Source organism: Pseudomonas hormoni (assembly GCF_018502625.1).
GTDB lineage: Bacteria > Pseudomonadota > Gammaproteobacteria > Pseudomonadales > Pseudomonadaceae > Aquipseudomonas > Aquipseudomonas hormoni.
The window spans coordinates 6,351,230-6,373,202 of sequence record NZ_CP075566.1; the positions used below are offsets into that span (position 1 = coordinate 6,351,230).

Annotated in this window: 20 protein-coding genes; 9 read left to right on the forward strand and 11 right to left on the reverse strand. The window is 59.6% G+C overall.

Annotation, left to right across the window (positions count from 1 at the left end; translation table 11 throughout):
* Window positions 1-24 precede the first annotated feature (24 nt).
* Window positions 25-795, forward strand: a complete 771-nt coding sequence (locus tag KJF94_RS29425; protein WP_084319292.1) for an SDR family oxidoreductase — start codon at window positions 25-27, stop codon at window positions 793-795.
* Window positions 796-907: 112 nt separating this feature from the next.
* Here KJF94_RS29425 and KJF94_RS29430 read toward each other — a convergent pair whose 3' ends face one another.
* From KJF94_RS29430 to KJF94_RS29460, 7 genes are all read right to left on the reverse strand, one after another.
* On the reverse strand, window positions 908-2,035 hold the full coding sequence (locus tag KJF94_RS29430; protein ID WP_214380430.1) for an AGE family epimerase/isomerase: 1,128 nt from the start codon (window positions 2,033-2,035) through the stop codon (window positions 908-910).
* A gap of 193 nt (window positions 2,036-2,228) precedes the next feature.
* A complete protein-coding gene (locus KJF94_RS29435) occupies window positions 2,229-2,801 on the reverse strand; it encodes a HupE/UreJ family protein (RefSeq protein WP_214380431.1) in 573 nt (190 codons plus the stop codon).
* Window positions 2,802-2,835: 34 nt separating this feature from the next.
* Window positions 2,836-3,450, reverse strand: a complete 615-nt coding sequence (ureG, locus tag KJF94_RS29440; protein ID WP_214380432.1) for an urease accessory protein UreG — start codon at window positions 3,448-3,450, stop codon at window positions 2,836-2,838.
* 23 nt (window positions 3,451-3,473) lie between these two features.
* Window positions 3,474-4,148, reverse strand: coding sequence for an urease accessory protein UreF (locus KJF94_RS29445; RefSeq protein WP_214380433.1), 675 nt, complete (start codon window positions 4,146-4,148; stop codon window positions 3,474-3,476).
* Complete coding sequence (ureE, locus tag KJF94_RS29450) at window positions 4,145-4,645, reverse strand: urease accessory protein UreE (protein ID WP_214380434.1); 501 nt, start codon at window positions 4,643-4,645, stop codon at window positions 4,145-4,147. Before ureE ends, KJF94_RS29445 begins: the two co-directional genes overlap by 4 nt.
* 259 nt (window positions 4,646-4,904) lie before the next feature.
* A complete protein-coding gene (locus KJF94_RS29455) occupies window positions 4,905-5,537 on the reverse strand; it encodes a TetR family transcriptional regulator (protein WP_027921952.1) in 633 nt (210 codons plus the stop codon).
* A 171-nt stretch (window positions 5,538-5,708) separates the two neighbouring features.
* Window positions 5,709-6,221 carry a hypothetical protein gene (locus tag KJF94_RS29460; RefSeq protein WP_214380435.1) on the reverse strand — a complete coding sequence of 171 codons (513 nt, stop codon included), beginning with the start codon at window positions 6,219-6,221 and terminating at the stop codon, window positions 5,709-5,711.
* A 388-nt stretch (window positions 6,222-6,609) separates the two neighbouring features.
* On the opposite strand from KJF94_RS29460, the gene KJF94_RS29465 reads away from it, so the two are divergent.
* Complete coding sequence (locus KJF94_RS29465; protein ID WP_214380436.1) at window positions 6,610-8,685, forward strand: AsmA family protein; 2,076 nt, start codon at window positions 6,610-6,612, stop codon at window positions 8,683-8,685.
* A gap of 106 nt (window positions 8,686-8,791) precedes the next feature.
* Here KJF94_RS29465 and KJF94_RS29470 read toward each other — a convergent pair whose 3' ends face one another.
* Both KJF94_RS29470 and KJF94_RS29475 read right to left on the reverse strand, forming a co-directional pair.
* Window positions 8,792-9,322 carry a ferritin-like domain-containing protein gene (locus KJF94_RS29470; RefSeq protein WP_084319275.1) on the reverse strand — a complete coding sequence of 177 codons (531 nt, stop codon included), beginning with the start codon at window positions 9,320-9,322 and terminating at the stop codon, window positions 8,792-8,794.
* A gap of 126 nt (window positions 9,323-9,448) precedes the next feature.
* Window positions 9,449-10,393 (reverse strand): LysR substrate-binding domain-containing protein, encoded by a 945-nt coding sequence (locus KJF94_RS29475; RefSeq protein WP_214380437.1) that lies wholly within the window; start codon window positions 10,391-10,393, stop codon window positions 9,449-9,451.
* A gap of 108 nt (window positions 10,394-10,501) precedes the next feature.
* Between KJF94_RS29475 and KJF94_RS29480 the strand changes: the two genes are divergently transcribed.
* From KJF94_RS29480 to KJF94_RS29490, 3 genes are all read left to right on the forward strand, one after another.
* Window positions 10,502-11,140: an FMN-dependent NADH-azoreductase gene (locus tag KJF94_RS29480; RefSeq protein WP_214380438.1), complete on the forward strand. Its 639-nt coding sequence runs from the start codon at window positions 10,502-10,504 to the stop codon at window positions 11,138-11,140.
* Window positions 11,141-11,446: a DMT family transporter gene (locus KJF94_RS29485; RefSeq protein WP_008031171.1), complete on the forward strand. Its 306-nt coding sequence runs from the start codon at window positions 11,141-11,143 to the stop codon at window positions 11,444-11,446.
* 108 nt (window positions 11,447-11,554) lie between these two features.
* Window positions 11,555-12,445 (forward strand): esterase/lipase family protein, encoded by an 891-nt coding sequence (locus tag KJF94_RS29490; protein WP_214380439.1) that lies wholly within the window; start codon window positions 11,555-11,557, stop codon window positions 12,443-12,445.
* Between the two features lie 105 nt (window positions 12,446-12,550).
* Here the strand turns inward: KJF94_RS29490 and KJF94_RS29495 are convergent, their stop codons facing one another.
* A complete protein-coding gene (locus KJF94_RS29495; protein WP_214384981.1) occupies window positions 12,551-13,426 on the reverse strand; it encodes a DMT family transporter in 876 nt (291 codons plus the stop codon).
* Window positions 13,427-13,522: 96 nt separating this feature from the next.
* On the opposite strand from KJF94_RS29495, the gene KJF94_RS29500 reads away from it, so the two are divergent.
* From KJF94_RS29500 to KJF94_RS29515, 4 genes are all read left to right on the forward strand, one after another.
* Entirely contained in the window at window positions 13,523-14,305 is a 783-nt protein-coding gene (locus KJF94_RS29500) for an AraC family transcriptional regulator (RefSeq protein WP_214380440.1), read from the forward strand.
* Between the two features lie 112 nt (window positions 14,306-14,417).
* Window positions 14,418-18,812, forward strand: coding sequence for a dermonecrotic toxin domain-containing protein (locus KJF94_RS29505; protein ID WP_214380441.1), 4,395 nt, complete (start codon window positions 14,418-14,420; stop codon window positions 18,810-18,812).
* Window positions 18,813-18,935: 123 nt separating this feature from the next.
* Window positions 18,936-19,241 (forward strand): PsiF family protein, encoded by a 306-nt coding sequence (locus KJF94_RS29510; RefSeq protein ID WP_084319263.1) that lies wholly within the window; start codon window positions 18,936-18,938, stop codon window positions 19,239-19,241.
* 221 nt (window positions 19,242-19,462) lie between these two features.
* Window positions 19,463-20,476, forward strand: a complete 1,014-nt coding sequence (locus KJF94_RS29515) for an AI-2E family transporter (RefSeq protein ID WP_017336301.1) — start codon at window positions 19,463-19,465, stop codon at window positions 20,474-20,476.
* Between the two features lie 144 nt (window positions 20,477-20,620).
* Here the strand turns inward: KJF94_RS29515 and KJF94_RS29520 are convergent, their stop codons facing one another.
* Complete coding sequence (locus KJF94_RS29520; RefSeq protein WP_214380442.1) at window positions 20,621-21,895, reverse strand: Hsp70 family protein; 1,275 nt, start codon at window positions 21,893-21,895, stop codon at window positions 20,621-20,623.
* Between the last annotated feature and the right edge of the window lie 78 nt (window positions 21,896-21,973).

A 21,973-nucleotide genomic window follows, 5' to 3' on the forward strand; every position in this document is an offset into this window, starting at 1 on the left:
GTCAGCCAAAGCAAGGAGAACACGATGTCCAACACCCTGTTTATTACCGGCGCGACTTCCGGTTTTGGTGAAGCTTGTGCCCGTCGTTTTGCCGAGGCTGGCTGGAAACTGGTGCTGACAGGTCGTCGTGAAGAACGCCTCAATGCCCTGTGCGCCGAGTTGTCAAAGCAGACCGAGGTCCATGGCCTGGTGCTCGACGTGCGTGATCGCAAGGCCATGGAGGAGGCGATTGCCAACCTGCCGCCGTCCTTCGCCAAGCTGCGCGGGCTGATCAACAACGCCGGCCTGGCGCTCGGCGTGGACCCGGCGCCGAAGTGCAACCTTGATGATTGGGACACCATGGTCGACACCAACATCAAGGGCCTGATGTACAGCACTCGTCTGCTGCTGCCGCGCCTGATTGCCCACGGTCGTGGCGCCAGCATCGTCAACCTCGGTTCCATCGCCGGCAACTACCCGTATCCGGGCAGCCACGTGTATGGCGCGAGCAAGGCGTTCGTCAAACAGTTTTCGCTGAACCTGCGCTGTGACCTGCAGGGCACGGGCGTGCGTGTCAGCAACATTGAGCCGGGCCTGTGCGAGAGCGAATTCTCGCTGGTGCGCTTTGCCGGTGATCAGGAGCGGTACAACGCGACCTACGCCGGTGCCGAGCCGATCCAGCCGCAAGACATCGCCGACACCATTTTCTGGGTGCTCAATGCGCCGGCCCACATCAACATCAACAGCCTCGAGCTGATGCCGGTGAGCCAGACGTGGAGCGGGTTTGCGATTGAGCGTAATGGTGGCAAAGCATAATTGTGGCGAGGGAGCTTGCTCCCGCTGGGCCGCGAAGCGGCCCCGCTTATCCCTAAAAAGAAGGGGACTGCTGCGCAGTCCAGCGGGAGCAAGCTCCCTCGCCACAGAGGATTTAGCCGAGATAATCGGCCAATCCGCGATAGCAGGTCGCCAAGTGATAAGGCGTGGTCGAAGGCATGTCCTGACGGCTCACTTCACCGCTCTCATCGCGACACTCATGCCAGCCGCCCGCATGCAGAGAGCGCTGTTGCAGCGCCTGCAATTGGCGCAGCACCGGAGCCTCGCTGTCCGGACGCAAGGTCAGCGCACGCAAGTATTCAGCCTGAGCCCAGATGCGTTGGGTGCCATCCTTCGATTGCCCGTCCAGCGTGAGCATTGCCCGCACCGCCCCACTCGATTGATCGACACCCAACTGCTCGGTGTACGCAAAAGCGCGTTCCAGGGAGGCGTGCAGTCTGGAACCACGCAACAACGGCGAAGATTCCAGCAGGAAATACCACTCGAACTGATGCCCCGGTTCAAACCAGTTATCCACAGCGCCTAGCGGTTTTTCCATCAGCACACCGTGCTGCGGATCGATAAAGCGCTTCTGCATGGCGGTGCATAACTCGACGAGCACACGCTGCACGGCGAGGTCTTCACGCACCGACAGCGTGGCGAGGAACGCTTCGGCCAGGTGCATTAGCGGGTTTTGCAACGGCCCGGTATTCAGTGACGACCAGTTACGTTCAAGGCAAGCTTCGTACAGGCCGTCGCCCGTGGCGAAACGCTGCGCAACCACTTCCAGCACGGCGTTGAGCACCGATTCCACCAGCGGCTCGCGAACCTTGTCCCAGTAATGGGCGCAGGCGAAGAGAATGAAGGCGTGGGTGTAGAGATCCTTGCGATGATCCAGCGGCGCGCCTTGCGGATTGATGCTGTAGAACCAGCCACCGTGTTCGGCGTCATGGAAATGTTGCTGCAACGAGCGGAACAATGCCGCAGCACGCTCTTCGGCGCCCGGCACCTGGCCGATCAGGCTGGAAAACAGATACAGCTGCCGCGCGCAGGCCATGGCCCGGTAGCGTTGAGGTGGCAAAGGTTGATGCCCGGCGTCCAACGCCTCGTAGGGCAGGGCCAACTCGGCATTCCAGCCGGGGCCTTGCCAGAGCGGCACGATCACGTCCTGGAAATGCGCTTGCACAGTGGCAAACAGAGCAGTCAAGTCAGGCTGGGAGGCGGAGCGGGAAACAGGTGGCATTGGCTGGCGTCGTCACGGCAGGGTCGATTGCGCGACATGTTAACAGGCCTGAGAGTTGCGGTGTCTGTCAGGCCGTCTTCGCGGGCAAGCCTCGCTCCTACAGGGTTTGTGTCGAGTCACAATGATGCAGACGAAAAATAACCCTGTAGGAGCGAGGCTTGCCCGCGAAGAGGCCATCACTGGCGGTAAAGAATCAACCCGCCAACAACCAAACCCCAGTCGCCGCCGAAGCCGCACCCGCCAATCGAACCAACGGCGCCGCCGCCTGCGGCAACACTCGAACCACCGCATAACCCGCCGCGTGCAAGGCCGCTGTCGCCGCCACAAACCCTGCGGCATACGCCCACGGACTCGACATGTCCGGCAATTCCAGCCCATGCGCCACGCCATGGAACAACGCAAATAACGCCGTCGCACCCATCGCCAAACCCAATGGCGGACGCACCGCCAGTGCCACCGCCAGGCCCAGCGCCAGCACCGACGCCGCAATCCCGCTTTCCAGCGCCGGCAGGTTCAGCCCTTCAAAGCCCAGCAGTCCGCCGATCAGCATGGTGCCGACAAACGTGCACGGCAGCGCCCAACGCGCCGCGCCTTTCTGCTGTGCCGCCCACAACCCGACCGCAACCATCGCCAGCAAGTGATCGAGGCCGCCAATCGGGTGGCTGATGCCGGCGATCAAACCATTGTCGCCGTGGCCGGGGTGGGCAAAGGCGATGGCCGGGGTCAGCAGCAGGGCCATGGCGCCGAGAATGCGTTTAAGTGACATGGATAAGCTTCCTTGTTGATAAGTTTGGTCGTGATCAAGCTGCGGTCAGCAGGCCCTGGCGTTCGATGAAAGCGATGATTTCTTCCAGCCCCAGCCCGGTTTTCTGGTTGCTGAAGACAAAAGGTTTGCCGTTGCGCATGCGCGTGGTGTCGCTGTCCATCATCTCCAGCGACGCGCCGACCAAGGGGGCGAGGTCGACCTTGTTGATCACCAGCAGATCGGATTTACAAATCCCCGGCCCGCCCTTGCGCGGCAGCTTGTCGCCGGCCGAGACGTCAATCACGTAGATCGTCAGGTCCGACAGTTCCGGGCTGAAGGTGGCCGACAGATTGTCGCCACCGGACTCCACCAGGATCAGGTCCAGCCCCGGAAAGCGGCGGTTCAGTTGATCCACGGCTTCGAGGTTAATCGAGGCGTCTTCGCGGATCGCCGTGTGCGGGCAGCCGCCGGTTTCCACGCCGATGATTCGCTCCGGCGCCAGGGCTTCGTTGCGCACCAGAAAATCAGCGTCTTCGCGGGTGTAGATGTCATTGGTCACGACGGCGAGGTTGTAGCGGTCGCGCAGCGCCAGGCACAGGGCCAGCGTCAGAGCGGTTTTGCCGGAACCGACCGGGCCGCCGATGCCGACGCGCAGAGGTTGTGTGTTCATGTGATTCTCCAGAATAAAAGGCCCTAGGAACGGAACAGACGGCTGTACTGGCGCTCATGGGCCATGCACGCCAGGGACAGGCCGAAAGCGGCGCTGCCATAGTGTTCGGGGTTGATTCGTGTGGCGTTTTGTTGGGCTTCCTGCAATAGCGGCAGCAATTCGCTGGTCAGGCGTTGCGCGGCTTGCTGGCCCAGCGGCAAAGTTTTCATCAGCACCGCCAGCTGGTTTTCCAGCCAGCTCCACAGCCAGGCCGCCAACGCGTCCTGCGGACTGATGCGCCAGGCGCGCGCGGCCAGCGCCCAGCCGAGTGCCAGGTGCGGTTCGGGACGTTGTTCGAGAAAGCTGCGGGCCGGTGCATCGAGTTCCGGTAAACCGTTGAGCAGCTGCTGCAAGGAATACCCCATCTGCCGGCTTTCCTGATGCAACTCGCGGGTTTCCCGGCTGGCGCGGTGTTCTTCGCAGCGTTGTAGTAATTCGCCCCAGTTTTCTTCGGCGGCGGCCACGCAATGGGCGAGCAACAGCGGCGCTTCGAAGCGCGCCAGGTTCAGCAGCAATTGATCGCTGATCCAGCGCCGGGCGCTGTCGGAATCATTCACCCGACCGTTATCCACCACCATTTCCAGACCCTGGGAATAGCTGTAGCCGCCAATCGGCAGTTGCGGACTGGCCAGGCGCAGCAGCGCCCAGGCCGGGTTCATAGACGTACGCCGAACTGGTGCAGTTTCGGCGGGTAGTTGAAGTCCTCGTCGCCATGCCGCGAATGGTGATGGCCACCGCCATAGGCACCATGCTCCGGCTGGAACGGCGCTTCGATGTTTTCGACCTTGGCATCAAGTTGTTCGAGCATCGCCTTGAGCACGTAATCATCGAGCAGGCGCAACCAGCCATCGCCAACTTGCAGGGCGACGTGGCGATTGCCAAGGTGATAAGCCGCGCGGGTCAGTTCGAAAGCGTTGGCGCAGGTGACGTGCAGCAGTTGTTCGGGGCGGGCGCAGACGCGGACGATGCGACCGTCCTCGGCTTCCAGGCATTCGCCGTCATACAGCGGCGACTGACCGCGCTCCAGAAACAACCCGACGTCTTCACCCTCGGCACTGAAACAGCGCAGGCGGCTTTTGCTCCGGGCTTCGAAGGTCAGGTGCAACTCGGCGGCCCAGACGGGTTGAGGGTCGATTCTGCGATGAATCACCAGCATCGGAAGGCTTCCAGCAATGGACATTGCTGTGGTTAGAGCAAGGGGCTTGCCAATCGGGGGATGTGTAGGAAATGCCTGTCCGAAGCGTAGGGCGAGGTGCGGCGGGGTGGGAGTTTTGGGTGAAGTTGGTGCGAGGGTTTTGGTATGCGCACCAAGTTGATGCGGTAGTGCTTTTTGTGGGAGCTTGCTCGCGATTGCGCTGAATCAGTGATTTCAATTGCGATTGTGCAGCCGTCATCGCGAGCAGGCTCGCACAGGGTTACTCGGTACTTCCGAGCCCTTGCCAGTGCTTGAGGCCGATAAAGATAAACCGCAACTGCTGGGTAATCTTCGCCTGTGGCGTCAGGTGCTCGGGCAATGCTTCTGCCGGCGGATCAATGATGTCCGGCAAGGTCGCGAACACACTTTTAACAATCAGGTCAGCCATGACACTCAGGCCGGCGATGTCGAGATGTTGCAGCTTCGGCATCAATGACAAGTCGGCCGCGAGGTCCGAGCTGATGTCTTCGCGCAGCCGTCCGATGGCCAGACGCACCGGCAGCGAACCGCCGTACTGCTCACGGGCCAGAAACAGGAACTGCGAACGATTGGCCGATACCACGTCGAGAAAGATCCGCACCGAGGCATCGATGATGCCGCCCATCACGAACTCGTTGTGGCGCACCAGGCGGATGGTTTCGCGGAAGGTCTGACCGACTTCGCTCACCAGCACCAGGCCCAGTTCATCCATATCGGCAAAATGCCGGTAGAAACCGGTGGGAACGATGCCGGCGGTTTTCGCCACTTCGCGCAGGCTCAGGCTGCCGAATCCTCGGCCGCATTCCATCAAATGGCGGGCAGCGTCCATCAGGGCGTTGCGGGTTTGTTGTTTCTGTTCGGCGCGGGGCAGCATCGCAAGGGTGTTTTTCTGGACAAGACAGCGGCGCACTCTAGCAAATCGGCTTTGCTGGCGTCGAACGACTATCGGGGAGCAACTAAAAGAGGGGGCAGGCGGGAAAGGGGGCTTCTATAAAATCAAAAGCCCAATCCGGGGATTGGGCTTTTTTTCAGGGCCGCCATGGGCTTAGCTCAAAGCGCTGTTGCGTTCGATCGCGCGGTCACCACCACCTTCAGCGAGGGTTTGACCTTGTGGAGTGCGGTCGGAGCCATCAGCTGCCAGGGTTTGACCTTGTGGGGTGCGATCGGAACCGTCAGCGGCCAGGGTTTGACCTTGTGGGGTGCGATCGGAACCGTCAGCAGCCAGGGTTTGACCTTGTGGAGTGCGATCGGAACCGTCAGCTGCCAGGGTTTGACCTTGTGGAGTGCGATCGGAACCGTCAGCGGCCAGGGTTTGACCTTGTGGAGTGCGGTCGGAACCGTCAGCGGCCAGGGTTTGACCTTGTGGAGTACGGTCCGAGCCATCCTGAGTGATCAGGCCTTTTTCTTTCAGGCGATCGTTACCCCCTTCGGCAACGGTCTGGCTGAACACAGAGTGGCTCGATTTAACTTGTGGGGTTGCCTGATCTGCAGCTGGCAGAGCGAAAGCGGTGCTGGCCAGCAGGGAGAGGGAAAGGCTAAGCAGTAATTGGCGTTTCATGATTGGGTGCTCCGTAGGAGGGCGATAAAGTGGGTACGAGGGCAATGCTACTCTCGATAAGTCGATATAAAAGTTCATAAACGCAATGGTAATAATCAACGGAATTGATTGTTCCGTGCGAAGGCTCTAGAACGGGCCTTCCCGGCGGTTGTTTTTGCACAGAAGTGGGTATTTTCGACTCACTTGCGCCACGCAAAAGTGCGGGGCGGTAACGCCGGATTTGCGAGAGCAGGGTGTCCCCGACCGATTATTTGAGCGTTAAGCGCATTTTTCGGTTAAACCTGCGCGCCGTTTCCCAGTCCTAGCTTCATGGCAGGCCGGTTCTGGCCTAACGTTTCACACGTGCGTCGCAGTCAGGGCGCTCAGTCGTATTCAGGAGCCCTGTGCAATGACGCGCACCCCCAAGATTTTTGCCTGGACCTTTGCCAGCCTGGTTGTTCTGCTGGCGATACTGGTTCTGATCATCGTGTTCTTCGATTGGAATCGGATCAAACCGACCATCAACAACAAAGTCTCCGAAGAACTGCATCGACCGTTTGCCATCAATGGCAACCTCGCGGTGGTCTGGCGGCGCGAGCTTGACGAGGGCGGCTGGCGGGCGTGGGTGCCGTGGCCGCATGTGGTCGCAGAGGACCTGAGCCTGGGCAACCCGGACTGGTCGAAGCAGCCGCAGATGGTCACGCTCAAACGCGTCGAGCTGCGCCTGTCGCCGCTGGCCTTGCTGGCTCAACGCGTAACGATCCCGCGCATTGACTTGACCGAACCGAACGCAAACCTCCAGCGTCTGGCCGATGGCCGCGCAAACTGGACGTTCAAGTTCGACCCGAAAGACCCGAACGCCGAGCCTTCCAGCTGGGTGGTGGACATCGGCGCAATCGGCTTCGACAAGGGCCACGTCACCCTTGACGACCAGAGCTTGAAAACGCAGCTCGACCTGATCATCGACCCACTGGGCAAACCGATTCCGTTCAGCGAAATCGTCGGCGAGAAAGCGGCGAAAACCGCGCAGGAGAAAGGCGCTGCACCTCAGGATTACGCGTTTGCGCTGAAGGTCAAAGGCCAGTATCACGGCCAGAGACTCGCTGGTGACGGCAAGGTCGGCGGTTTGCTGGCCCTGCAGGATTCGGCCCGACCGTTCCCGCTCCAGGCCCAGGTAAAGATCGCCGACACCAGTGTCGAACTCGCGGGCACGCTGACTGATCCACTCAACCTTGGCGCGCTGGACCTGCGCCTGAAACTGGCCGGCAGCAGCCTGGGCAACCTGTATCCGTTGACCGGCGTGACCCTGCCGGATACACCGCCCTACGCCACCGACGGCCACTTGATCGCCAAGCTGCACGAGGCGGGCGGCGCGGTGTTCCGTTATGAAGAGTTCAACGGAAAGATCGGCGAGAGCGACATTCATGGCAGCCTGGCCTACGTCGCCAGCCAGCCACGGCCGAAACTCAGTGGTTCACTGGTCTCCAATCAGCTGCTGTTTGCCGACCTTGCGCCCTTGATCGGCGCCGACTCCAACGCCAAACAAAAGGCCCGTGGCGGTGAAAGCAAGCAACCGGCGGACAAGGTGCTGCCGGTCGAAGAGTTCAAGACCGAGCGCTGGCGTGACATGGACGCCGATGTCGAATTCACCGGCAAACGAATCGTCCACAGTGCAAAACTGCCGTTCAATGACCTTTATACCCACCTGGTATTGACCGATGGCGTGCTCAGCCTCGAGCCCCTGCGTTTCGGTGTGGCCGGCGGCAAGCTGGATGCGCAGATTCGCCTGAACGGTCGCACCGAGCCGTTGGAAGGCAGTGCCAAACTCACCGCGCGGGGGTTCAAACTCAAGCAGTTGTTCCCGACCTTCGAACCGATGAAGACCAGTTTCGGCGAGCTTAATGGCGACGCCGACATCAGCGGTCGTGGCAACTCGGTAGCGAAACTGCTGGGCACGGCCAATGGCAATCTGAAGATGCTGATCAACGACGGTGCGATCAGTCGCGAGTTGATGGAGTTGGCCGGACTCAACGTCGGCAACTATGTGGTCGGCAAGATCTTTGGCGACAAGGAAGTGAAGATCAATTGCGCAGCCGCCGACTTCGACATCAAGACTGGCCTGGCCACCACGCGGCTGTTCGTCTTCGATACCGAGAACGCGATCATCTACATCGATGGCACGGCGAACATGGCGACTGAGCAACTGGACCTGACGGTGACGCCGGAATCCAAGGGCTGGCGCCTGATTTCGTTGCGGTCGCCGCTGTATGTGCGGGGCAAGTTCATCAAGCCGGATGCCGGCGTCAAGGCGGTGCCGCTGATATTGCGCGGTGCGGGGATGGTGGCGTTGGGTGTGATTGCGGCACCGGCGGCGGGGTTGCTGGCGCTGGTGGCGCCGAGTGGTGGCGAGCCGAATCAGTGTGCGCCATTGTTGCAGCAGATGAAGGCGGGCAAGGCGCCAGTGACCGTTAAGCCAACCAAGTAAATCTTCGGCGTCTATCAAGATGCCTTCGCGGGCAAGCCTCGCTCCTACAGGATTTGTGTGATCTCTGTAGGAGCGAGGCTTGCCCGCGAAGGCGGTTTGTAAGGCGCTACAGATCCTTCAGAATGTCCGCCATATCATCCGCATGTTCTTCTTCCTGAGCCAGGATGTCTTCGAAGATGCGTCGGGTGGTCGGGTCTTTTTCGCCGATGTACTGGATGATTTCGCGGTAGCTGTCGATGGCGATGCGCTCGGCGACCAGGTCTTCGTAGACCATCTCTTTGAGTGAGTTGCCGGCCACGTACTGTGCGTGGGAGTTTTTCGACAGCAGGTCAGGGTTGAACTCAGGCTCACCGCCCAGTTGCACGATGCGCTCGGCCAATCGGTCGGCATGCGCGGCTTCCTGGTTCGCGTGCTCAAGGAACTCCTCGGCGGCGACGTGGGCTTTCAGGCCGTTGGCCATGAAATAGTGACGCTTGTAGCGCAATACGCAGACCAGTTCGGTGGCCAGCGATTCGTTGAGCAGACGCAGCACTTCGTCGAGGTCGGCGCTGTAGCTTTCGGTCACTGCGCCATTTTCGACGTTCTGGCGGGCACGTGCGCGAAGGGTCGTTACATCAGACAAATGCATGTCACTCATCTCGTTCTCCTTGGAGGCTAATCCGGGATTGCGTCACTTTCTGCGGAAGTGATCACTCCTTAGGTGTGAGTGATGAGCGCAGCGAAAAGTTTGATGTCATTTGCCAATCGAAAAAATCGCAGGTTCCTAAACCGGAATGCGTTCTCGTGCGGGCTGCGATCTTGGCAGTAGCCCGGACAATGCGGCTTCTTCCTGCAGCCAGGCAAAGAATGCACGCACGGGCGGATGGCGCTCGCGCCCCGGAACGCAAAGCGCGCTGTAGCCGGCGCCCTCCACCTGAATGTCACTTCGGTAAGCCACCAGCAAACCGCTGGCCACACTCTCCGACACCAGAATGTTGCTCGCCAGCACCAGGCCTTGCCCGGCGATGGCGGCTTGCAGGGCGTAATGTTCTTCGTCGTATTCCCGGACGGCCGGTTGCTCCGCCAGCCAGATTTCGCTGGATTGCGCGCACCACGCTTCCCAGCCATGGGCGTACAGCTTCGAGTTGTGCCAGCGCACGCTGATCAGCGTCGGCGTGCGCTTCGCCGCGAGCGCGACCTGCTCGGGCGAGCCATAAACGCCGAACGATTCATCGAACAGGCACAGGCCATAAAGGTTTGGATAGTCATCGAGGCTGTAGCGCACCACCAGATCGACGCTGGCGTCCTGATGCAAATCGATCACTTCGCAATGGGTGTCCAGGCGCAGGCTGATGGTCGGATTCCGGGCGTAAAAGCGCCCCAATCGCGGAACCAGCCACAGCGCGGCAAACGCGGCAGTGGTGGAAATCGTCAGGCTCGCGCCGCTGCGTTGCGGGCGCAGGGTGTCGACGCTCTGGGCCACTTCCAGAAAAGCACCGTGCAGGCTGTGGAACAGACGCTCTCCGCATTCGGTCAGGCGAACCTGCCGTGGCAGTCGCTCAAACAGCGGCACACCGAGCCAGCTTTCCAGCGAACGAATCTGATGGGAAATCGCCGTTGGCGTGACGGACAGTTCTTCGGCGGCGGCCTTGAAGCTCAACAGGCGAGAGGCCGATTCGAAGGCGCGCAGGGCGGTCAACGGCAGCGAGGCAAACATTGATGACTCCATGGATGAAATGAATTCATCCAGACTGATTTTTACTCATTTGAGGCGAGACCGCGGCGAGCTCAACCTGAACGCCACACGCCGTTTGAGTTTAGTCCTCAGGAGATTCAGATGAACAGAGTTCTTGCCATTCACGCCAGTCCACGGGGCGAACGTTCCCACTCCCGTCGCTTGGCCGAAGTGTTTCTCAGCGCCTGGCAGGCGCGCCATCCGCAATCGCGACTGACCCGTCGAGAAGTCGGTCGGGCGTTGATTCCACCGGTCAACGAAGCCTTTGTGGTCGCCGCGTTTTACCCAGAGCCCGAGGCACGGCCGCTGTCGATGCAGGCTGATCTCGCGTTCAGCGATCAACTGGTGGGTGAATTGCTGGGCCACGATTTGCTGGTGATCTCCACGCCCATGCACAACTTCAGCGTGCCCAGCGGCCTCAAGGCGTGGATTGATCAGGTGGTGCGGCTCGGGTTGACCTTCAATCACACGCTGGACAACGGCGTCGCCCAATACGAGCCGCTGGTGCAGGGCAAGAAAGCGCTGATCGTCACCAGCCGTGGCGGATTCGGCTTCGGTCCCGGGGGTGAACTCGAAGCCCTGAACCATGCCGATACGTTGCTGCGCACGGCGTTGGGTTTCATCGGCATTACCGACGTCACCGTGGTCGCCGCCGAGGGCGAAGAGTCCGCCGAGCGCACCTTTGAGGTCTCCGTCGCCGAGGCCGAGCAGCGTTTGCTGACGCTGGCCAGGGAGTTCTAGATGGCCTGGGTGTTTTTGCTGATCGCCGCCGGGTTCGAAGTCACCTTCGCCATGGGCATGAAGTACGCCGAAGGCTTCACGCGGCTCTGGCCGTCGCTGATCACTGTGGTGGCGGCGGTGGGCGGGATCTACTTCCTGACCCTGGCCATGCGCGAATTACCAGTGAGCATCGCCTACCCGATCTGGACCGCCATCGGTTCTCTGGGCACGGTGTTTCTCGGGTTTGCGCTGCTCGGCGAAAGCCTGACAGCGGTCAAACTGGTGTCGGTCGGGTTGATCGTGGCGGGGGTGGCAGGGCTGAAATAGAACGGATGTCATAGACTGGTCGTCGAGTTGTCATTTTTGATAACGATGCTTGGCTGATGTCTTGCATTCAGCCTTGCGTCACCTCACCGATCACAAGGACGTCCGCCCATGTCGCAAGGTTCTGCCACGCGTTATCCGTTGGTGCTGGTCCCGGGAATGCTCGGGTTTATCCGTCTGGTGCTGTATCCGTACTGGTACGGGATTGTCGCGGCGTTGCGCCAAGGGGGGGCGACGGTGATTGCGGTGCAGGTTTCGCCGCTCCACTCGACCGAGGTGCGCGGCGAGCAATTGCTGGCGCGCATCGACGAGATCCTGCGGGAAACCGGCGCCGAGAAAGTCAACCTGATCGGCCACAGCCAAGGCTCGCTGACCGCCCGTTACGCCGCCGCGAAACGCCCGGATCGCGTGGCGTCTGTCACGTCAGTGGCAGGCCCCAATCACGGCTCGGAACTGGCGGATTACCTGCACAAACACTATCCGGCGGACAGCGTGAAGGGGCGGTTGCTCGCCTTTTTTCTCTGGATCATCGGCGCGTTAATGAGCCTGCTGGAAACCGGCTATCGCGGGCCGAAGCTGCCGGTGGATATTCACGCCTCCCATGAATCCCTCACGACTGCCGGGGTGACGCTGTTCAATCAGCGTTATCCACAGGGCTTGCCGGAAACCTGGGGCGGGCACGGGCCGGAAGAGGTCAACGGCGTGCGCTATTACTCGTGGTCCGGCACCTTGCAGCCGGGCAAGACTGATCGCGGGCGTAATCTGTTCGACGGGACCAACCGCAGTTGTCGGCTGTTTGCCAAAACCTTCGTGCGCGAAGCCGGGCATTGCGACGGGATGGTCGGGCGTTACAGCTCGCATCTGGGGACGGTGATTGGCGATGAGTATCCGCTGGACCACTTTGACATCGTCAACCAGTCGCTGGGATTGGTGGGGAAGGGCGCGGAACCGATACGGTTGTTTGTCGAGCATGCGGCGCGGTTGAAAGCGGCGGGGGTTTAACCCGATTGTGGCGAGGGAGCTTGCTCCCGCTGGGCTGCGCAGCAGACCCATTTTTTGCGACCGCTTCGCGCTCGAGCGGGAGCAAGCTCCCTCGCCACAGTTTGATTACGCGCGGCCTAGCACCGTGGTCCAGCGCTCCGAAACAATCACCCCACCCAACGTCAACACCCCGCCGACCAGGTGATACATCGCCAATTGCTCATGCAGCACCACCGCGGCAATCAGCGCCGTCAGCAACGGCAACAGATTGAAAAATTGCGTGGTCCGGCTCGGCCCCAGACGCACCACTGCCTGCATCCACGCCAGCGGCGCAACCATCGAAGCCAGCAGGCAGGCATACAGCACCAGCGGAATGTTCTGCAGCGTCGGGCCGATTTTCGGCGACACGGCGAACAGCGGAAACAGCACCACCACCGCCACCCACACCTGCAGATACAACAACACCAGCGGCGGCAAACGCAGCTGCCACTTTTTCAGCAGGGTGCTGTAGATCGCGTAGGCCAGCGTGGCGATCAGCATCATCGCATCGCCCAGATTCACCCCGTGCTCCAGCAAAGCACCGAGGCTGCCGGACGACACCACCACCAACACTCCTGCAAACGACATCACGGCACCGGCCAGCGCTCCCGCCGTCAGACGCTGGCCGAGGCTCACGATCGCCATGGCCAGCGACATCAACGGCATCAGCGACAGGATGATTCCCATGTTGGTGGCAGATGTCAGCGTCGCCGCGAAATACGCCAGGCTCTGATACACCGCCATTCCGAGCACGCCGAGGATGAAAATCTTCCCCAGGTTCGGACGAATGGCCGACCAATGGGCGATGACGGGTTTGAGCATGAACGGCGTGAACAACAATCCGGCCAGCAGCCAGCGGTAAAAACCGATCTCGGCGGGGAAGATCGCTCCGGCCGACATTTTGGTGATCACGGTGTTGCCGGCCCAAATGAAAATGGCCAGCAGGGGATAAGCGTATTGCATCAGGAACAACCAGAACATTAATGAGGCGCCATTATCCGCTGTCTGGATGAAAGCCTATACTTCGATCCAGACAACCCGCCCCGGATGACGGACAGCATGGCCAGTAAACACATCGACCTGCTGGATTTCAGCGAACTGCCTTCGCCGGTGTACTTCCGGTATGCCGACTTCAATACCCACGAATATGCCTCGGCCCATCGTCACCCCTGGGGCACGCTGGAGTATTCGGCCAACGGTGTCCTGCACATGGAAATCGGCAGCAGCCGGTTCATGTCGCCACCGCAATACGCCGTGTGGGTGCCACCGCAGATCGAGCACAGTTTTTACAGCAATCAGCCGATCAACTACCGCGCGGTTTGCCTCGCGCCGGCGCTCTGCCAGGAACTGCCACAGCAGGCCTGCACCCTGGCGATCAGCGACATTCTCAAAGCGATCCTCAAGGACTTCGCCGCCCGTGATGTGAAGATTCCCGAGCAGGACCCTGACAAGCGTCTGGCCCAGGTGCTGGTGGATCAACTGCAACAGGCGCCGGTGCATCAGTGCTACTTGCCCTATGCCAGCAGCCCTGGCTTGTTGGCGATCCTCGAAGCCCTGCAAGCCGAGCCCGGCAATAACCAGCCGCTGGCACATTGGGCAGGACAGGTGCATGTCAGCGAAAGGACGTTGGCCCGCCAGTTCGTTCGCGAACTGGGCATGAGCTTCGGCGAGTGGCGCCAGCGTCTGCGATTTCTCGCGGCCATCGAAGCCCTGGAGCGCTCACAGACTGTGCAGGAAATTGCCTTCGACCTGGGTTACAGCAGCAGCTCGGCCTTTATCGCCATGTTTCAGCGTCAGGCGGGATGCACCCCGGAACATTATCGGCGCCATAGGGTGTTCTGATTATTTGATTGTTAGGGATGTTTCTTACACGCTTATCCGAAAGCGACTTCATTAAAGCAAAAGGTTCTCGCTGTAGGCTCCTGCTACTTTATAAATATGCAGGGGTTGGTAAATGAGTGGCTTAGTGCGAATTGGCGTTAATTCAAGTGTTATCGAGCAAGACCGGGGAATTCATCATGAGTTTATAAAAAGCGCTATTCCAGACTGGCTGAGTCAAACTTCCTTGCCGCGGGTCCGTGACTTAAAGAACAGTCCTAAAGTTATCCCTGAATGGGTCAAGAGCGCCGTGCCCCACGAGCACGCTGCTCTGAAACTCGCAGCAGAGACGTGGTGGCACGCGCAAAACGCCGTGGACAAGCTGTTCGACGGGTTGCAGGACATACACTCCTTTGCTGAGCCGTTGTTGCGCAAGGCATTAAAAGAACAATTCGGAAGGGATGAAGATGTTCGTGAAACCCATCTGAGAATTTATTATCTGATCAAATTTCCAACTGGAAAACTTAACGTGGGAGGCGCAGTTCATTCCAGGACGGTCTCTTTGTTAGAGGCGGCCATACATAATTTTTCCAGGCATGAAGAACTCTTGGCTGACTCGGCATTCATTAGCAAGCCCGACGCAAAAGGTCATTTCGAAATTAAAGGGTTCAACAATGAAATCACGATTGATCAATTCAAGGCGTTGTGCCGAAAACTGGATATTGGTGCCCGATACAACCAGCATCTGAGGAAATACTTACGGCCCAGGGACGGCGTGGCTCAAGTAACGCTGGAGCGCAAAATCGTCAGCAGCCAGAAAAATACTCTGAAAACCGCTGTCCACGTCGCGCTGATGAAAAAAGACATTACCGAAGCCGGGTATCTGACGGTGAGAGGCATGCTCGACGGCAGTAAAAACATGAAGCTTGACGGGCTCCAGGTACGCTTTTATCACTTGACGATCCTGGATACCCGCCTGACCGGCATCGTGCTCATCGCCCCCGACCTGGACGCCTCCAATGCCGAGACACGGCGCGTCATCGCGTACGTGCCCCATGATCCGGAACATCCCCTGAAAGAGTACGTTTCACCAAAGGCGTTCGCTCTGGAACTGACCCGACAACTGCGTGACAACGATCCGGCCTCTTCCCCTTCCGCAATGAGTTATCAGCAGTTCTTCAGCCGTTTTGTGGGGCACGGTGAGCGCGGTCATTTCTTTGCCGCGCTGAACGCGAAATTGTCGCTGGTGACCTATCACGGAGAAGAGTGGGGCGCGAACCTCCCCGCCTGGCGCGAAACGCCTGCGGACAACCCGCGCCTGCACTTCAACGTCGTGCTGTTTGACGAGGATGTCGAACATCGCTTCAACGGCGACGTGTGGGTTTATCTCTTCCAGGAGCAGTTGAACAAGATACTCAGCGATGGTCGCAGGCTGGCTATCTCCACTGAGGATGCAGACCTTTCCGAACGTTGGGAATGGATCGACAACCTCGGGAAAATACTCGCCGACATCCTGAATGTCGCGCTGACGGTGGCAGCGCTTTTTGTGCCCGGGGTCGGCGAGTTGATGATGGGTTACATGATTTATCAACTTGCCACTGAGGTCGTGGAGGGCGTCGTCGATCTCGCCGAGGGCTTGTATGAGGAATCGGCGGAGCATCTGATCGGTTTCGTTGAAAGCCTGATTCAACTGGGACTGTTCGGGACGGGTGTCGCGATTGGCAAGGAAGTATTGCTTCCAAGGTTGTCAGCGCTGATCGAAGGCTCCAGCCTCGTTACGCTACCCAATGGCGAGCAACGGTTATGGACGCAGAATCTGGACCCCTATCGACAACAGAATCCGGGCTTCAAGGCTGATTCAAAACCCGACGCTTCCGGTTTGTACCCGCATCAGGGCAAACATTTTCTGCGCATCGATACCGATCATTTCGAGCTCGGGAAAGACCCGCAAACCGGTAAACACCGGATTCGGCACCCTTCGCGCTCCGACGCCTACCAGCCGCGGGTCGAGAGTAATGGCGATGGCATTTTCGTGATGGAAGGCGAGCAGCCTCGTACCTGGGATGACCAGACGCTGATGAAGCGGCTCGGCTGGTCGGCCGAGGGGCTGGAGGACGTTTACGCTGACATTCGCACGGTTAGCCGTGCCGATGCCGGGGCGATTCGGCGCATGTATGCCAACAATGAATCCGTCATTCCCTTGCTCAAGGATACGGTTGCCCGGTTCAGGGTCGATCGCGAAATTCGCACGTTCATCGAAAACATCGGCAGCTCCCGCGCGCAGGATTACCTGAAGGCCGATCCCGTCTTTCAGTTCGAGTTGCTGGATGGCGTGTGGCCGGGCGAGGCGATAGAACTGGCGGGGGGGGATGGCCAGGTGCTGAAGGTCATAGGCCGCACGAGTTCGACACCGGTGCGAGTGTCCCTCAGGCGATTGATCGATGGCGATCTGCTTAAAACACTGCTGTCGCATCTGGATGACGCTGAAATCAAAACGTTGATGAACGATGAGTTAGGCGTTCCCCCCAGCGTGCCCGAGGTGAACGCCAAATACCTGAGAAGCGCGCTCGCACGACGGGCCAGCGAGCGAAAATCGTCACTGTTCAATACTCGTTATCGCAGCATCGAGCGGGCGACGACTGCCGAAGCGCAAGTGATTCAGGGGCAGTTGAAGCACTTGCCGGGTGGTGTCGCACAGGAACTGGTGGCCATCGCCACGCCCGCGGAGCTGAAAGAGATCAGGTTCGGCAGAGTTCCGGAGCGACTTTTGAACCAGGGCCGTTGGGCACTTCAGGAGATACGGGTCAGCCGTGCCTACGAAGGTTTTTATCTGGAGTCGATCGAGAACACGGACACCGTCAGGCTGGCGATACATTCCCTGGAGAACCTGCCCGGCTGGAATTCTGATGTAAGCATCGAGCTTCAGGAGTACAGCTATGGTGGTCGTCGACTCGATCGTATCGGCAGAGCTGACGCCACGATTCACCGTACGGTAGTCGAAAGCGAAAGCGGTACTTATCAGCCCTACGACGATGAAGGCAACGCACTTCATTCAGCCAGCGACTTCTACACCTCGATCCTGCAGGCGCTTCCGGATGCCGAGCGTAACGGGCTGAACATTCACATCGGCGAAGGGCTGAAATTGAAAGAGGCGCTGCGTGACAACGCGCTGAAACCCTACCGGTTGACGAAGGTCCTGGCCGATCTGCCGGTGCTTCAACCCGCGACCTATGACCCGACAGTAATGCGTCTGCGTGGCGGTAATCCGGATACGGTGGGTGAAGTGACGCAATTGAGGAACATCGCCAATGACTGGCCGGAACCTGTCGAGGCGGCATTCCACCCGTCTGTTCCCGAGTATGAAAAGTACAACTATCTACGGGGCTTGAAGTTGATGCATGAAACTTGCCCGGATAGCTACTTTGAATCCCTTTGGAAAGCGCTGGGCGAAGCAAACGCCGACAGCTGGGAAGCCAATCAGAAAGTCGTGAACAGTATCGAGGCGTTGCCAGACCTGCAAAAACTGATGCTGCCCGAGCAGTACAACTCGCTGGTCGAGCGGCTGTTTACCGATGACCGTCTGGTGCCGCTCACGGACGCCGAGCGAAACCTGGGTGCCAACGCACGGAATCTGGAGCAGACCGGACGGATCGATGAGTACCAATCCCTGCAACGCGCCGTCAGAGAAAACCCTGTGCAGCCTGTCGAGGCGCTGGTTGAACTGCGCAACGCGTTTTCCGATGAAGGAATGTCGTCCCCGGAACCGGTCGAAGTTTCCCCCCAGGTGATGGCCGATCTGCAACTGGCTCAACGCGCGATTTACCGCTCCAAGGAATTGATTCCACTGTCGGGTAATCAGCTGCCGAGCATCTGGCAGCGCGGTGGTTCGGCTATCGCGAAAATCAAGGGCCTGCGGCAGCTGGATCTACACGAGGGTGGCTTCACGGCCAAATTGACTGTCGCCGAACACGCCCGCAAAGCCATCGAAATCAAGGGCGGAAACTGTTCGGAAAACTCGAAAGTGACCTTTTCGATTCTTGCCAGCCAGCCAAGAACTTCCCGGGTCCATATCGTCCGGGCTACGGATTTTGATCATCAGTATGTGGTCATCGGCAATGATTTGAGCAATCCCGCCGAGCTGGTTGTCGCGGACTCCTGGCCCGAATTCCCCGCGGCACATACGGCCGACAAGGGCTACTTTACGTTTGAGTTGCCGGCCGTAGAAACACTGGAACCGGGACCTGCCGTCGCTGATTACGAGTTCATCCACGATACCCCGCCGGGGCAGGCGACACTGCCGCAGGTGTCGAAAGAAAACACCCTCCGGCAAATAAAGATAAACAAGCTCCATCAGAAAGGCGCGTACGCCCAGTTCACCTCCATGAAAGCGCTGGGCTCTACCTACAGTGTCCCAGGCGAGGTTCCTGTGTCGTTCGAGCACTTGCCTGTTTCCGTCATCGAGCAGCGAATGGCGGCTTACGATGAGTACCTCGACGCGTTCAAGGAGTTTTTGCCCGAGGAGGCGGAATAAATCCAGTAGGGGGGCAAGGCATTGCTCCCTGCTCCTGCCCAGGAAGCAGGAAGGTGTAACAGGCTTTGTCTACACTCCAGAACGAGGTCGTGCCCCTCGGTGCGGCAACAAGGAGAAAACTCCATGAAGATGTTGCGTGTCCCTTTGTTGATGATCGGTTTGTTGCTCTGTTCCCAGGGCTTCGCTGCCACGGCCCAACAGAACAAGATGACCACCTGCAACGCCGACGCTACCGCAAAAAGTCTCAAGGGTGATGAGCGCAAAGCCTTCATGAGTACGTGCCTTAAAGCGGCGCCAGCTGCTAATGACGCGAAAGCCCTGACTCCTCAGCAGGAGAAGATGAAAACCTGTAATGCCGATGCGGCGACCAAAGCTCTCAAGGGTGATGAGCGCAAGGCGTTCATGAGCGATTGCCTGAAGAAAAAATAAGCACTGGACTGGGGGGCTGTGGGGAGCTCATCGCTAGCAGGCTAGCTCCCACACTTGGAATGCATTCCCCTGTGGGAGCTAGCCTGCTAGCGATGAGGCCGGCAAGGTCACTACAAAAAACCTCCGAGCCCCCGACCAAGGTCGCCCCACACAATCCCTAGTGCTGGCACCCGAACGCTGGCAGACTGCCAATCCTTTTACGCCGTTTGTTTTGAGGCTGTATGCCAACGTTTTCTCAACGCCAAGTTTTGCTGCTGATCAGTTGGGTCATCATCTTTGGTGGTTTGCTGCTGGTGATCCCGCTGCGCTTGCTGCCGAGCCTGCTCGCCGGTTTGCTGGTGTTCGAACTGGTCAACATGCTCACCCCGCAATTGCAGCGGCTGATCGAAGGGCGGCGTGCACGCTGGCTGGCGGTGGCGTTGCTGGGGACGCTGGTGGTAAGTGTGCTGGCGCTGATCTTTGCCGGCGCCATCAGCTTTCTGCTGCACGAGGCGGAAAACCCCGGGGCTTCCCTCGATAAATTCATGGGCGTGGTCGACCGTGCGCGCGGGCAATTGCCGCCGTTCATCGACGCCTACCTGCCTGCCAGTGCTGCCGAGTTCCGCGTGGCCATCGGCGAGTGGATGAGCAAACACCTCAGCGACTTGCAGCTCGTCGGCAAAGACGCGGCGCACATGTTCGTGACGCTGCTGATCGGCATGGTGCTGGGGGCGATCATTGCCCTGCAACGTGTGCCGGACGTGACCAAGCGCAAGCCGCTGGCCGCCGCACTGTTCGATCGTTTGCACCTGCTGGTGCAGGCCTTCCGCAATATCGTGTTCGCCCAGATCAAGATTTCCCTGCTCAACACCTTCTTCACCGGGATTTTCCTTGCGGTGGTCCTGCCGATGTTCGGCATCAAGCTGCCGCTGACCAAGACCCTGATCGTGCTGACCTTCCTGCTCGGCCTGCTACCGGTGATCGGCAACCTGATGTCGAACACGCTGATCACCATCGTCGGTTTGTCGCTGTCGATCTGGGTCGCGGTGGCGGCGTTGGGTTATCTGATTGTTATCCACAAGCTCGAATACTTCCTCAACGCGCGCATTGTCGGCGGGCAGATCAGTGCCAAGTCGTGGGAGTTGCTACTGGCAATGCTGGTGTTCGAGGCCGCGTTCGGCCTGCCTGGGGTGGTGGCGGGGCCGATTTATTACGCGTATCTGAAGAGTGAGTTGAAGCAGGTGGGGATGGTTTGATCGGATGTTGTTCGACCTGTGGCGAGGGCGCTTGCTCCCGCGGACCGGTCCGCGCTCGGGCGTAGCAGTCCCCTGCTTTTCAGGGATAAGCGGGGCCGCTTCGCGGCCCAGCGGGAGCAAGCTCCCTCGCCACAAGGTGTCAGGTCAGTCCATCGGGCCGTAACGCTTGGCCGCTTCGATCGCCAGGCCGCTGCCGATACTGCCAAAGATGTTCCCTTCCACATGCCGCGCCTTCGGCAACATCGCCGACACACTGTTGCGCAACGCCGGAATCCCGCTCGAACCGCCGGTGAAGAATACCGTATCCACCTGATCGACCCGCACGTTGGCGTCGTTGAGCAACTGGGTCACGCTGTTGCGCACGCGTTCCAGCAGGTTGTCGATGGCCGATTCGAACAGCGCCCGGCTCAGCTCGACGCTCAGGCCCGGTTCGATGCGGTCCAGCGGCACATGGCGGCTGTCGGCGTGGGTCAGCTGGATCTTGGTTTCTTCCACTTCCATCGCCAACCAGTGCCCGGCGCGTTGCTCGATCAGCTTGAACAGACGGTCGATGCCGCCGGTGTCTTCGATGTCGTAACGCATGCTGCCCAGGGCCAGGGTCGACTTCTGCGAGTACACCGAGTTGATCGTGTGCCAGGTCGCCAGGTTCATGTGGTGACTGGTCGGCATGTACGCGCCGCTCTTCATCCGGCTGCCATAGCCGAACAGCGGCATCAGGCCTTGCAGGCTCAGTTGCTTGTCGAAATCGGTCCCGCCGATATGCACGCCGCCGGTGGCGAGGATGTCATCGTGACGGTTGTCGTGGTTGCGGCGCTCGGGCGACAGGCGCACCAGCGAGAAGTCCGACGTACCACCGCCGATGTCGACGATCAGTACCAACTCTTCCTTTTCGATGGTCGACTCATAGTCGAACGCCGCCGCAATCGGCTCGTACTGGAACGACACATCCTTGAAGCCGATGGCGCGGGCCACGTCCACCAAGGTGTTTTCCGCTTCCTGGTCGGCCATTTCGTCGTCATCGACGAAGAATACCGGGCGCCCCAGCACCACTTCGTCGAACTCGCGACCGGCGGCTGTTTCGGCGCGCTTCTTCAGCTGACCGATAAACAAACCGAGCAGGTCCTTGAACGGCATCGCCGTGCCGAGCACGCTGGTGTCGTGCTTGATCAGCTTGGAGCCCAGCAGGCTCTTGAGCGAGCGCATCAACCGGCCTTCGTAACCTTCCAGGTACTCGTGCAGCGCCAGCCGGCCGTACACCGGGCGGCGTTCTTCCATGTTGAAGAACACCACCGACGGCAGGGTGATCTTGTCGTCCTCCAGCGCGATCAGCGTTTCCATGCCGGGGCGCAGCCAGCCGACGGTGGAGTTGGACGTGCCGAAGTCGATACCACAGGCACGGGCTGGAGATGCGTTTTTCATGTCTTTCAGGTTCCGGTTAAAAAACGGCCGCGCAGTGTATGTCAGTGCGGCGCAGATTCGAAGGCCGACTATCCGCTA